12 protein-coding genes are annotated in these 13,178 nt (G+C 69.4%); 9 read left to right on the forward strand and 3 right to left on the reverse strand.

What is annotated here, in order from left to right; all coding sequences use genetic code 11:
* Positions 1-154 precede the first annotated feature (154 nt).
* On the forward strand, positions 155-1,534 hold the full coding sequence (locus tag ACIPWY_RS35405; protein WP_401536554.1) for an FtsW/RodA/SpoVE family cell cycle protein: 1,380 nt from the start codon (positions 155-157) through the stop codon (positions 1,532-1,534).
* Positions 1,531-2,997 (forward strand): penicillin-binding protein 2, encoded by a 1,467-nt coding sequence (locus ACIPWY_RS35410; RefSeq protein ID WP_362908250.1) that lies wholly within the window; start codon positions 1,531-1,533, stop codon positions 2,995-2,997. Before ACIPWY_RS35405 ends, ACIPWY_RS35410 begins: the two co-directional genes overlap by 4 nt.
* 145 nt (positions 2,998-3,142) lie before the next feature.
* Here ACIPWY_RS35410 and ACIPWY_RS35415 read toward each other — a convergent pair whose 3' ends face one another.
* The gene (locus tag ACIPWY_RS35415) at positions 3,143-4,006 is read right to left on the reverse strand and encodes a hypothetical protein (protein ID WP_362908251.1); all 864 of its coding nucleotides are present in this window, start codon (positions 4,004-4,006) and stop codon (positions 3,143-3,145) included.
* A gap of 69 nt (positions 4,007-4,075) precedes the next feature.
* The gene (locus ACIPWY_RS35420) at positions 4,076-5,185 is read right to left on the reverse strand and encodes a ferritin-like domain-containing protein (protein ID WP_362908252.1); all 1,110 of its coding nucleotides are present in this window, start codon (positions 5,183-5,185) and stop codon (positions 4,076-4,078) included.
* Between the two features lie 149 nt (positions 5,186-5,334).
* On the opposite strand from ACIPWY_RS35420, the gene ACIPWY_RS35425 reads away from it, so the two are divergent.
* The 7 genes from ACIPWY_RS35425 to ACIPWY_RS35455 all read left to right on the forward strand — a co-directional run bounded on the left by ACIPWY_RS35425 (position 5,335) and on the right by ACIPWY_RS35455 (position 11,752).
* Positions 5,335-6,273 (forward strand): diiron oxygenase, encoded by a 939-nt coding sequence (locus ACIPWY_RS35425; protein ID WP_362908253.1) that lies wholly within the window; start codon positions 5,335-5,337, stop codon positions 6,271-6,273.
* A 72-nt stretch (positions 6,274-6,345) separates the two neighbouring features.
* Positions 6,346-7,071 (forward strand): TetR/AcrR family transcriptional regulator, encoded by a 726-nt coding sequence (locus ACIPWY_RS35430; RefSeq protein WP_362908254.1) that lies wholly within the window; start codon positions 6,346-6,348, stop codon positions 7,069-7,071.
* 10 nt (positions 7,072-7,081) lie between these two features.
* Entirely contained in the window at positions 7,082-7,348 is a 267-nt protein-coding gene (locus tag ACIPWY_RS35435) for a hypothetical protein (protein ID WP_362908255.1), read from the forward strand.
* 147 nt (positions 7,349-7,495) lie between these two features.
* On the forward strand, positions 7,496-8,647 hold the full coding sequence (locus ACIPWY_RS35440) for an NlpC/P60 family protein (protein ID WP_401536535.1): 1,152 nt from the start codon (positions 7,496-7,498) through the stop codon (positions 8,645-8,647).
* A 142-nt stretch (positions 8,648-8,789) separates the two neighbouring features.
* Positions 8,790-9,323 carry a hypothetical protein gene (locus tag ACIPWY_RS35445; RefSeq protein WP_362908257.1) on the forward strand — a complete coding sequence of 178 codons (534 nt, stop codon included), beginning with the start codon at positions 8,790-8,792 and terminating at the stop codon, positions 9,321-9,323.
* A 136-nt stretch (positions 9,324-9,459) separates the two neighbouring features.
* A complete protein-coding gene (locus tag ACIPWY_RS35450) occupies positions 9,460-10,398 on the forward strand; it encodes a hypothetical protein (RefSeq protein ID WP_393704882.1) in 939 nt (312 codons plus the stop codon).
* 19 nt (positions 10,399-10,417) lie between these two features.
* A complete protein-coding gene (locus ACIPWY_RS35455; RefSeq protein WP_393704880.1) occupies positions 10,418-11,752 on the forward strand; it encodes a Dyp-type peroxidase in 1,335 nt (444 codons plus the stop codon).
* 165 nt (positions 11,753-11,917) lie between these two features.
* On the opposite strand, the gene ACIPWY_RS35460 is transcribed toward ACIPWY_RS35455, so the two are convergent.
* Positions 11,918-13,171, reverse strand: a complete 1,254-nt coding sequence (locus ACIPWY_RS35460; RefSeq protein WP_362908260.1) for a styrene monooxygenase/indole monooxygenase family protein — start codon at positions 13,169-13,171, stop codon at positions 11,918-11,920.
* Positions 13,172-13,178: the final 7 nt, after the last annotated feature.

The following is a 13,178-nucleotide window of genomic DNA, read 5'->3' on the forward strand; positions in this document are numbered from 1 at the left end:
GTCTCACCCCCACACCCGAACCCCCGCCGGACACACACCCAGTCAGATTAAAGCGACATAGAGGGATTTCCTGGCCGTCCCTTGTTACGTTCCCGCCATGACCGGATCGACGGGATCGATGGGATCGACAGGACCCAAGGGCCCGGCAGGACCGATGGGCCCCACAGGCACGAAAGCCGCCGTCAGCCCTCCCCCTCGCCCTGTCTCCCCTGTCCACACCCCCCGGCGCCGAGGCACCGAGTTCGTCCTGATCGTTCTGGCCGTCCTGCTCAGCGTCTACGGCTACTGCGCCGTAGGGCTCGCCAAGAACGGCTCCGTACCGCCCGGCGCCGCCGGTTACGGCGCCGGGCTCGGCGTGCTCGCGCTCGTGGCGCACGGCGCGATCCACCTGCGCGCCCCGTACGCGGACCCGCTCCTGCTGCCGATCGGCGTACTGCTCAACGGCCTCGGCCTGGTCCTGATCTACCGGCTCGACCTGGAGACGCCCGACAACCAGGCGGCGCCGATCCAGCTCGTCTGGTCCACGCTCGGCGTGGCCCTGTTCATCGCGGTCGTGGTCCTCGTCCGTGACCACCGGGTGCTCCAGCGGTACGCGTATCTGTCGGCCGTCGCCGCGCTGGTCCTGATGATCCTGCCGATCTTCTTCCCGGCGGTGAACGGCGCCCGCATCTGGCTCAGGATCGGCGGATTCTCCATCCAGCCCGGCGAGTTCGCCAAGGTCCTGCTCGCGATCTTCTTCGCCAGCTATCTCGCGGCGAACCGCAACGCGCTCGCGTACACGGGCAAGAAGATCTGGCGCCTTCAGCTCCCCACCATGCGGGTCTTCGCGCCGATCCTGGTCTTCTGGCTGATCAGCGTGGCCGTCCTGGTCCTGGAGCGGGACCTCGGGACGTCGCTGCTCTTCTTCGGCCTCTTCATCGTGATGCTGTACGTGGCGACGGGCCGCGGCAGCTGGATCGCGATCGGGCTTCTCCTCGCGGCGGGCGGCGCGGTCTTCGTCGGCGCGCTCGAACCGCATGTGAACAGCCGTGTCCAGGACTGGTTGCACCCGTTCGCCTCGATCGACGCGGGCCAGGGGCCCAGCCAGCTCGCGCAGTCGCTGTTCGCGTTCGCGGCGGGCGGCATGCTCGGCGAGGGGCTCGGAGCGGGGCACTCGATCCTCATCGGGTTCGCCACCAAGTCGGACTTCATCCTGGCGACCGCGGGCGAGGAACTGGGACTCGTCGGACTGACGGCGATCTTCGTGCTGTACGCGCTGCTCGTGGAGCGCGGTTACCGGGCGGGGCTGGCACTGCGCGACCCGTTCGGCCGGCTCCTCGCGATCGGTATCGCGTCGATCGTCGCGCTCCAGGTGTTCGTGATCGCGGGCGGGGTGATGGGCCTGATCCCGCTGACCGGCATGGCGATGCCGTTCCTCGCGCAGGGCGGCTCCTCCGTCGTCACGAACTGGATCATCGTGGCGCTGCTCGTACGGATCAGTGACTCCGCGCGGAGCCAGCTCCTGCCCGACGACGCCCTGGAGGCGCATCGGTGACTCGTTACATCCGCCGGGCCTCGGTCCTCTGTCTCGTGCTGCTCGCCGCCCTGCTGGTCAACTCGGTCCGCGTAATGATCTTCGAGGCGAACTCCCTCGACGCCGACCCGGCCAACCGCCGCAACACGATCGCGCGTTACGACCAGGCGCGCGGCAGCATCCTCGTCGGCGGCAGGGCGGTCACCGGGTCCAGGGACACGGGCCAGCAGCTGCGCTACGAACGGACGTACCGGGACGGTCCGTTGTACGCGCCGGTGACCGGGTACGCGTCCCAGGTGTACGGCACCTCCCTGCTGGAGAACGCCGAGGACGGCATCCTCTCCGGCACGGACCCGCTGCTCGCCCCGCTCCCCCTGTTCAACGACGTGACGCGCGAGAAGCAGCCCGGCGGCAAGGTGGCGACCACGATCGACGCTGCGGCGCAGAAGGCCGCGTACTCCGGGCTGGCCGGGCGGCGGGGCGCGGTCGCGGCGCTCGATCCGGCGACCGGGAAGATCCTCGCTCTGGTGAGCAGCCCCTCGTACGATCCCGGGGCGATCTCGGGCACGGATTCGGCGGCGATGTCGGCGTGGACGCGACTGGTCGGCGCGCGGGCTCAGCCGATGCTCAACCGGGCGATCCGGCAGACGTATCCGCCGGGCTCGACGTTCAAGATCGTCACCGCGGCGGCTGCGCTCGACTCGGGCCTCGTGACGGATGTGTACGAGCCGACCGAGACGCCCAGCCCCTGGCTCCTGCCGGACACGTCGACCCTGCTGGAGAACGAGTCGAGGGGCTGCGAGGACGCGTCGCTCGCGGACGCGATCCGGGTCTCCTGCAACACGGTGATGGCGAAGCTCGGCGTCCAGGTCGGCCTGAAGGGGATGGTGTCGGCGGCGAAGAAGTTCGGCTTCGACGACGCGGGGGTGAGGATTCCGTCGAGTGTCGCGCGGAGCAACTTCGATACGGACATGGACCGTTCGCAGCTGGCGCTCTCGTCCATCGGGCAGTTCAACACGGCGGCGACGCCGCTGCAGATGGCGATGGTGTCGGCCGCCGTCGCCAACGGCGGGGTGCTGATGGCGCCGCACCTGGTGGAGAGGACGACGGACAAGCACGGCAACACCGTCGCGCAGACCGGTGAGAAGACGTACCGGCAGGCGATGAGTCCGGCCACGGCGATGCAGCTCCAGGACATGATGCAGGACGCCGTCGAGGACGGTACGGGCGCGAACGCGCAGATCCCCCATGTGACCGTGGGCGGCAAGACCGGCACGGCGCAGCACGGCGTGGGCAACAAGGGGACCCCGTACGCGTGGTTCATCTCCTGGGCGCGATCCTCGCAGCCGGGCAGCCCGGGGGTCGCGGTCGCGGTGGTCGTCGAGGACGCGTCGGCGGACCGGGAGGACATCAGCGGCGGCGGGAGCGCGGCGCCGATCGCGCGGGAGGTGATGGAGGCCGTGCTGAACCCGCGCCACCGGTAGGGAGGCTCGGCCTCTCCTCAGCCTGAAATGTCCCTTTTCCGTCTGCGGACGTGCGGCCCGACGCCGTACGCGTTCAGTCTGCGTACGGCGTTCCCGGCGGGCGACGCCGAGCCGGAGCCCCAGCTGGGGCCCGAGCCGAGGTTCGTCAGCCGATCGGCTTCCTGATCTCCGAGCGGATCTTCGCCGCGGTCGCGGCCGCCGCGTCGAGGTCCACGTCGGAGGGGTCCTTGAGGGCGATCTCGGGGGTGATCTCGGCGACGGTGGCGCCGGTGTTCCCGTCGGCCCAGGCGCACATCGGAATGGTCGCCTGCGCCTTGGTGAGCACCTGGCAGGTGATGGTGACATCGGAACCGGCCGGCTTGAAGTCCTTGGCGGGCACGGCGACTTCGGAGCCGTCGCTCTTGGCGGCGCCCTGCATCATGTTCTTGCGGGCGAGGTCGGTGTTCTTGAACCGGCCGTACATGCCGGAGATCACCACACCCGAGTTCTTCTGGCTGGTGTCGGTCGCGGCGTACTGGCCGACGGCCGCCTTCGTGTCGCGCGCGTCCCAGGCGCCGTCCGCCTCGTCCTCGATCTGCTTGCCCTGGGTGCCCGACAGGTCCTGGGTGAGGGTGTACCTCCCGTCGAGGACGGTCTTCGGGATGGTCAGTTTGTACTCGGCCTTCGGGAAGCTCTTGTCGACCTCGGAGCCGAGCATGGCGAGCGCGACGATCCCGATGACGACGACGCCGAGCACACCGCCGACGATGCCGAGAATCAGGCCGACCCGCCGCTTCTTGGGCGGCGGTCCCATGGGGGCACCACCCCATCCGGGGTAGGGGGCACCGCCCGGGTAGGGCTGCTGGGCGTACGGACCGGGCTGGCCCGGCTGGGCGTACGGACCCGGCTGACCCGGCTGGCCGTACGGGCCGGGCTGCTGCGGCGGACCGTAGGGGCCGGGCTGGCCGTAGGGCGCGGCCGGGGGCTGCTGGCCGTACGGGTTGGGCTGAGGCGGCTGAGGCGTGGACACGTCAGCAAACTACTGCATGCGGGTGACAAGCCCACACGCCCCGGACACCACGAGTCCCCCGGGCATCCCCTAGGCCTGCTGCCCGCCCTCCGTGATGGTCGACTCCACCTCCGCGACGCGCTCCAGCTCCTCCGCCGCGAAGCGTTCCGCGTCGAGCTTCTCCGCGATCTCCTCGTCCTGGGCCATCAGCTGGTCGAGGTTCGAGTTGCCCATCTCGAAGACGCCCATGTCGACGTACGCCTGCTGGAGGCGCTTGCCCCACAGGCCGATGTCCTTGACGCAGGGCACGATCCGGGAGAACAGCAGCTGGCGGAAGAGGGCCAGGAACTCGGACTGCTCGCTGTACTCCTCGGCCTCCGCCTGGGAGATGCCGAAGTTCTCCAGGACCTCGACGCCGCGCAGCCGGTCGCGCATCAGGTAGCAGCCCTCGATGACGAACTCCTCGCGCTCGCGCAGTTCGGCGTCGGTGAGCTGCTTGTAGTAGTCGCGCAGGGCCATCCGACCGAAGGCCACGTGCCGGGCCTCGTCCTGCATGACGTACGCGAGGATCTGCTGGGGCAGCGGCTTGTCCGTGGTGTCGCGGATCATGCCGAACGCGGCGAGCGCCAGGCCCTCGATGAGGACCTGCATGCCGAGGTAGGGCATGTCCCAGCGGGAGTCGCGCAGGGTGTCGCCGAGGAGCGACTGGAGGTTGTCGTTGATCGGGTAGAGCATCCCGACCTTCTCGTGGAGGAAGCGGCCGAAGATCTCGGCGTGCCTGGCCTCGTCCATGGTCTGGGTCGCGGAGTAGAACTTGGCGTCCATGTCGGGAACGGACTCGACGATGCGGGCGGCGCACACCATCGCGCCCTGCTCACCGTGCAGGAACTGGCTGAACTGCCAGGACGCGTAGTGCTTGCGCAGCTCGCCCTTGTCCCGGTCCGTCATCTTCGCCCAGTGCCGAGTGCCGTAGAGGGTGAGCGCCTCGTCGGGGGTGCCGAGCGGGTTGTGGGGGTCGACCTCGAGGCTCCAGTCGATGCGCTTGGCGCCGTCCCACTGCTTGTCCTTGCCCTTCTGGTAGAGCGCGAGGAGGCGGTCCCTGCCCTCGTCGTACTCCCAGCTGAATCTTGCCGAACCGGCCGCAGGTACTTGCCAGTTGAGCTCCTCGGGCGCCCTGGTGTACAGCTCATGCGTCGACATGAAGGCAGGCTCACACGCTCGTGGACATCGGGTCAACAAGTCGTGCGCAAGGGATTGACGGCCTTGCTGACAAGCAGTCTCATAAGACGTGACCGCCGGTAACTCCTGTGCCGCGGCGCCCGTTTCCCGTACGACGAGGTGGGACAGCCATGACGACCGTGACGGAAGCCGACGCGTTCGAGGGTCTGCGCGACGCGCTCGGGCTGCTCAAGGACCGCGAGCAGGTGGCCGAGCGCCTGCTCGACTCCTCCGCCAAACACTCCTTCGACCCGGACAAGGAGCTGGACTGGGACACCCCCGACGTCGAGGGCCTGTGGTACTGGCCCCCGGAGCTCTGCTCGCTCTACGACACCCCGATGTGGAAGCGGATGCCGCAGGAGCAGCGCATCGAGCTGTCGAAGTACGAGGCCGCCTCCATGGCGTCCATGGGGGTCTGGTTCGAGATCATCCTGATGCAGCTCCTCGTACGCCACATCTACGACAAGTCGCTGACCAGCAGCCATGTGCGCTACGCCCTCACGGAGATCGCCGACGAGTGCCGGCACTCCATGATGTTCGCCCGCATGATCAAGCGGAGCGTCGGCGAGAGCTTCCCCATGCCGCGCGTCCACCACAATCTGGGGCGCGTGCTCAAGACGATCTCCACGACGCCGGGGTCCTTCGCGGCCACGCTGCTCGGCGAGGAGATCATCGACTGGATGCAGCGGATGACGTTCCCGGACGAGCGCGTCCAGCCGCTGGTGCGCGGCGTCACCCGCATCCACGTCATCGAGGAGGCGCGGCACGTGCGCTACGCCCGTGAGGAGCTGCGCCGCCAGATGGTGACGTGCGGCCCGACGGAGGCGGCGTACACCCGGATCGTGTGCGGCGAGGCGGCCCGCGTCATCTACACGGCGTTCCACAACCCGGCGGCCTACGAGCGGGCGGGACTCGACCCGAAGGAGGCGCTGGCACAGGTCAAGGCCAGCGGCCACCGCCGCGAGATCATGCAGACCGGCGCCAAACGCCTGACGGACTTCCTGGACGACATCGGGGTCATGCGGGGCATCGGACGCAGGCTGTGGAAGTCGTCCGGGCTGCTCGCCTAGGGCTGCGCCCGGACCCGGCGGAGCGCCTCCCGTACGGGACCCCCGCACGAAAAGCCGGTTACGCTGCGGGACATGACCTCGGCACCCGGCACCCGCGCGTACCGACGGCTCAGCGTCGAGGAGCGTCGCAGTCAGCTCCTCGTCGCCGCGCTGTCCCTCTTCGCGCACCGGGCACCCGAGGAGGTGTCCCTCGACGACGTGGCGGAAGAAGCGGGCGTCTCACGGCCGCTCGTCTACCGCTACTTCCCCGGCGGCAAGCAGCAGTTGTACGAGGCGGCGCTGCGCTCCGCGGCCGACGAGCTGGAGAAGTGCTTCGCGGAGCCGCAGGAGGGTCCGCTGAGCGGACGGCTCACGCGGGCGCTCGACCGCTACCTCGGATTCGTGGACGAGCACGACACGGGGTTCGCGGCGCTGCTCCAGGGCGGCAGCGTGGTGGAGACGTCGCGCACGACATCGATCGTGGACGGCGTACGCCGGGCGGCGGCCGAGCACATCCTGAGCCATCTCGCCGTGGCCGACCCGGGTCCCCGGTTGCGGATGACCGTACGGATGTGGATCACGGCGGTGGAGGCCGCCTCGCTGATCTGGCTCGACGAGGACAAGAAGCCGGCCCTGGACGAGCTGCGCGACGGGCTCGTCGACCAGTTCATGGCGGTCCTCACGGCGACGGCGGGCCGCGACCCGCAGACCGCCGAGGCGGTCCGCCACGCGCTGGCCCTGGAGACGCCGGACGGTCCCGTGGGCCGGCTGGCCCGTCTGGTGCTGCCCGTGGTGAGCGACGCGGCACACCTCTTGTGACACTGGTGCCGTGAAGAGCGAAGAGACACCGTTCGTGGGCGGGCCGATGGACGGACGGGTGCTGCCCGTGCTGCTCGGGCCGACGGGGCATCCGCCGAAGGTGTACCGCATCCCGGTGCCGGGTCCCGACGGCTCCCCGGGCACGGTGATCGTCTACCGCCGGGTGCCGATGGCCCCCGGCAAGATCCGGTTCACCCGCCGCTGGAAGTACGAGTACGACCCTTCGGGGCGCGACGACAGCGGCCTCAGGTGGCCCTGGTCCAAGCCGCGCCCATAGCACCTGGCTGCATGGATCACCTCGCTCAGTCCCCCTGCCGGGTGAGGTCCTTGGGCCGAACCGCCCAGCAGGAGGAGCGTGGGTGCCGCTTCGTGCGGATGCTCACGGTGCGGGACGGACGGGCCGCCCCGCACCGGAGGTGATGACGTGTCAGGAAGCCTTGTGCGGTGGGCCTGTGCGGCGGCGGTGGCCTCGGTGCTCGTGGCACCGGGACCCGTGGCCGCCGCACCCACACCGGCCCCCGATCCCCTGCCCGCGCCCGGCCGCGCCTCCGTCGCCACACTTCTGACGGATCTTCAGCGTCTGTACCGGGAGGCCGAGAAGGCCACCGAGACGTACAACGCGACCGCGGACAAGCTCAAGAAGCGCCGGAAGGCGGCCGACGCCCTGACCCGCAGGCTGGCCAGGGCCCGCACCTCGCTCCACGACAGCCGCGACGCGGCCGGACGCCTCGCCCGCGAGCAGTACCAGGGCAGCAGCAACATCTCCCCCTACCTTCGCCTGCTCCTCGCCCGCGACCCGCAGCACGCCCTCGACCAGGGCCATGTGATCCGGCGCGTGGCCCAGGAACGCATGGCGACCGTGGACCGGCTCGTCGGCGGCCAGAAGCGCGCCGACTACCTGGCGGCCCAGGCGCGCAAGGCGCTCGACGAGCAGGCGCGGTTGTCCCAGCGGCAGAAGAGGGACCGGGACGGGGTCCAGGCCCGCCTCAAGGCCGTCGAGAAGCTGCTCGCCTCACTCGGGCCGGAGCGGCTCGCCGAGCTGACCCGCCTGGAGGACGCGGGGATGGCGAAGGCCCAGAAGACGTTCATGGCGTCGGGCGCGCTCAGTTCGCGGCGGGCGCCGTCGCGGGCCGGGGACAGGGCGCTCGCGTACGCCGTGAAGCAGATCGGGAAGCCGTACGTGTGGGGCGCGGAAGGGCCCTCGGCTTTCGACTGCTCGGGGCTCACGTCGCAGGCGTGGCGGCACGCGGGCGAGGGCATTCCCCGCACGTCCCAGGAGCAGTGGGCGAAACTGCCGCGCGTCCCGCTGAACGAGCTGCGGCCCGGGGACCTCGTCGTGTACTTCCCCGAGGCCACGCACGTGGCGATGTACCTGGGGGACGGGATGGTCGTGCAGGCGCCGCGGCCGGGGGCGAAGGTCAAGGTGTCGCCGATCGCGGCCAACCCGCCGATCGGCGCTGTCCGCCCCGATCGGGGCGACGCGTCGATGAAGGGCTACACCCCGCCCGAGCTGCCCCAGGGCGCGACGGGCGGAGACGACACCGGGTACGGCGCCGCGGGGGCGCCCACCGGCTGACCGGTGCGCGCCCCGCCGCTGATCAGCCGGAGACGGAGGCCGGGTAGGCGTTGTATCGACCGCTTCCGCCCAGCAGGCACACCAAGTGAACAAATGGGACGATGGATGCCGGTTCCGACCATCGGACGGGGAGGGAGCGGACATGGAGATCAAGCCGCAGGCAGCCGTCATCCCCAAGGACACCGACCACCTCGAACAGGGGAAGTACGGCCCCATCTTCCCCAGGACTCCGGCCTGTTACGGATTCACCATCGTGGCGAGGGTCAAACCGGGCCGAGCCGACACCATACGGGAATACGGCCACACACTGGCCAATGCGCTGGAGCAAGATCCATATCTTCTGGCCCCGTTGAAGCTGCACTACCTGCGATGGGTGCTCTTCGACGACGACACGCGCTTCATGTACCAGGGGATCTTCGACACCGACTTCGACAAATACACCGAGGACGCGATCGCGCTTTTCGCGAAGTCCGGTGTGAACACGGCCTTCGAGAACCTGGAGGGGTTTCCCGAGGATTGGCGAACCAATCCCGACGCCTTCGTCAGGTTCGTGCGGGAGCACCATTGTCCGAGCTTCATCGAGTACGGAGAGTATCCGTACGTGACGGCGGACGAGATCAAGGCGGCCCTGCGAGTCAAGAGTGCTCTGTCCGAGGTGCTCGACCAGATGCAGTGAGGGCGGACTCGGCACCGCGGACCGCAGCGCCCGGGCACCGCCGCGTTCGGAGACGATCGAAATGAGCGAGGTCAAAACCGCACGCACATACAATCAGCGGCACATCCCGCGGGCGTACACACCCGGCGGACGGCGGGTGAGCATCTACGTTTCGTGGAGCTATCCGGCCGAGGCGGGCCGGTACGCGACGGAACTGGACAATCGCTTCTCGACGATGACCGAGGTCAGGCGAGTGGCGTGGCCTGCTTACGAGGACCCCCAGTGGTCCGACCCTTATCGGTTCCAGCAGGGCATCGCCGGGGCATTGGAGCTGTTCTTCTGGGCCTGGGTGCCGTTCCAGGAGTTCGTCGAGGACGTCACGGGACATCCCGTGCCGGTGTATCAACGCATCGACCAGGCCGGTTTCCACACCCCCCTCGACGAGCGGGTGCTGGCGGACACGGACGTCCTGTTCGTGTTCGGACTGGACCACATGATCACCGGGCAGGATGCGCAGCCCGGTGAGATCGAGGCTCTGCGGGGCTTCCTGGCGCGTGAGGACGTCCTCCTGGTCCTCGGACCCCACCACGACGTGGGAGCCTCGGACGACCTGGCCGAACGGGACTTGGAATACCGCCACCACGGCGATCCCCTGGTGCCTCGCCAGCAGCGGTTCGCCACCTACGTCAGGGACCTGATGAAGGGCTTGGGCGTGCCGGTCATGAACCGCTACGGCCTGCGTCCCGCCACCGGTGAGGACAACCGGATCGCCCCCCTGTCCACTGTCGCGGACCTGGACACCAAGGGTTGGCTGGACGGGGTGACGAACTTCAACTTCCACATGCACCTGCCGCACTACGAGGTGACGACCGACGACGCGGACTCCGTCCGCGTCCTGGCCAGGCAGCCCATCGACAGGTCCAGGCCGCATCCGTTCACCGAGGCCGGCAGCACCGAGTTCAACATGTTCCTGTGGATGCCCCCGAGCGGTGAGCGGGCCGGCGACGTACTGCTCGCGGACTCGACGATCTTCAGCTCCTTGTTCGGCGGTGATGACAGCCTGCGCAATTTCTGGCGCAACGTCGTCACGAAGTAGGACCACAGGGAGGCGCATCGTGAGCGGGCCACCGGAAGTCGAACTGGAACTCGACGACATCCAGCGCGGGGTCCTCAGCCCGCGACCGACCCCCTATGCCGCGACCTATCTCGTCTTCCGCATCGACGACCGGGCCCACGGACGGGAACTGATGCGCAGGGCGAGCGCGGCGGTGACCTCTGCCGCCGACTCCGTCAGCCCGCTCGGACCGGCGTGGGTCAGCGTGGGCGTCACCTGCGCCGGCCTGGCGGCCCTCGGCGTGCCCCGCTCGTCGCTGGACACCTTCGCGTGGGAATTCCGGCAAGGCATGGCGGCCCGCGCCAAGGCGCTGGGCGATGTCGGCGAAAGCAGCCCGGAGCACTGGGAGGCGCCACTCGGCAGCTCCGACGTCCACGTGGTGATCACAGCGGTCGCTCCCGACCCTCTGCTCCTGGAAGCGGCCGTCGACCGGGCCCGCCCGGCCTATGACCGCCTTCCTGGCGTGACGGCCGTCTGGCGACAGGACTGCTGTGCCCTGCCCACCGAGACCGAGCACTTCGGCTACCGGGACGGCGTCAGCCATCCGGCCGTGGAAGGCAGCGGCATCCCCGGATCGAACGAGCTGGATGTCCCTCTCAAACCGGGCGAGTTCGTCCTCGGCTACCCGGACGAACTCGGGGGCGTCCAAGGGCCCCAGCCGGACGTCCTGGGCCGTAACGGCAGCTACGCGGTCTTCCGCAAGCTGCATCAGCGGGTCGCCGACTTCCGGCGCTACCTGAAGGACAACGCGACCGGGCCCGCCGACGAGGAACTGGTCGCCGCCAAGATCATGGGCCGCTGGCGCAGCGGGGCTCCCCTGGCACTCGCGCCGCGGCGTGACGACCCCGAACTCGGAGCCGACCCGCACCGCCGTAACACCTTCCTTTACGAGCGGGAGGATCCGACGGGATTCGCCACGCCCCGCGGCTGCCATATCCGGCGGGTCAACCCACGCGACGCCTCGGTGGCCGGAGAGGTGCGGCTGCACCGCATGATCAGGCGCGGTGCCGTCTACGGGCCGCCTCTGCCGGACGGAGCCCTGGAGGACGACGGAGCGGACCGTGGCCTGATGTTCGCCTTCATCGGCGCACATCTGGGGCGCCAGTTCGAGTTCGTGCAGTCCGAATGGATCAACGACGGCGTCTTCTTCGGAGGAAACGACGCCAAAGACCCCGTCGCCGGGTCCGCGGACGACTCGGCCGGATACACCATCCCCCGGCGACCGGTAAGACGCCGCCTCGCCGCCCTGCCCCGGTTCGTCATCACCCGGGGCGGCGAATACTGCTTCCTGCCGAGTCTGAGCGCCCTGCGCTGGCTCGGCGACCTCCGCGACTGACAAGGCGGCGACGGAGCGCCGTGGCACCGCACGAGTGCTCCGGACCGCCGTGACGGTTTCGATGCCAACCCACTGACGCCTGGGCCGTCCGTGGGCCGTGACGCAACGGCCCACGACGGCCGGCAACGACCAGTAACGATGCCATCGTTACTGGTCAAAGCCCTGTCAGGCCCCGGAGACGGAGGCCAGGTAGGCGTTCGTCTTCTCGGGCTCGTAGAAGAAGTTCTCGAAGTCGGCCGGGTTGTTGAAGCCGTTCGCGAAGCGGTCGGCGACCGGCTGGAGCTGGCCGGCGGCGCCGATCAGGTTGAGGACGTGCTCCGGCGGGACGCCCAGCATCGCGTTGGTCCACTTCACGACGTGCTGCGCGGTGTCCCAGTAGCGGTCGAAGGTGGACTGCATCCACTCCTCGTCGAAGGGCTTGTCGCCGTGCTCGGTGATCGAGTCGAGGTACGAGGCGGCGCACTTGGACGCCGAGTTCGAACCCTGGCCCGTGATCGGGTCGTTGGCGACGACGACGTCGGCGACACCGAGGACCGCTCCGCCGCCGGGCAGCCGCCCGATCGGGTTGCGGACGGTCGGCGCGTAACGGCCGGCGAGGGTCGCGTTGGCGTCGGTCAGCTCGACCTTCGTGGCGCGCGCGTACTCCCAGGGCGTGAACTTCTCCATCAGCTCCAGCGTGAGGGCCAGGTGCTCCGAGGGGTCCTTGACGTCCTTGAAGGCGTCCAGCGGACCGCCGGGGATGCCTTCCCAGAACAGGATGTCCGCACGGCCGGAGGTGGTGAGGGTCGGCATGACGAACAGCTCGCCGACGCCGGGCACGAGGTTGCAGCGCACCGCGTCGAAGTCCGGGTGCTCGGGGCGGGGGCCCATGCCGTGCACGTACGCGACAGCCAGGGCGCGCTGCGGCTCGGCGTACGGGGAGCGCGAGGCGTCACGGCCGAACATCGAGACCAGCTCGCCCTTGCCGGCGGAGACGAGCACCAGGTCGTAGGTGCGGGCGAAGTAGTCGAGGTCGGAGACCGCGGCGCCGTGGATGACGAGCTGGCCGCCGCGCTGCGCGAACGTCTCCATCCAGCCGGCCATCTTCACGCGCTGGTCGACGGACTGCGCGTAGCCGTCGAGCTTGCCCACCCAGTCGATGGCGCGCTGCGAGGGGCCCGGGTCGAAGGAGCCGGGGGCGGCGACGGAGACGCCGAGGCCCTCGATCTTCGGGGCCTGGGACTCCCAGAAGTTCACCTGGAGGTCGCGCTCGTGCTGGAGCGCGGTGTCGAACATGCACTGCGTGGACATGACCCGGCCGGACCGGATCTCGTCCGCGGTGCGGTTGGACATCAGGGTGACCTCGTACCCGTTCGACTGGAGGCCGAGGGCGAGCTGGAGACCGGACTGGCCGGCTCCGACGACGAGTATCTTCCGCATGCGGGTG

The sequence above is a fragment of the Streptomyces sp. NPDC090032 genome (assembly GCF_044748025.1).
Lineage (GTDB): Bacteria > Actinomycetota > Actinomycetes > Streptomycetales > Streptomycetaceae > Streptomyces.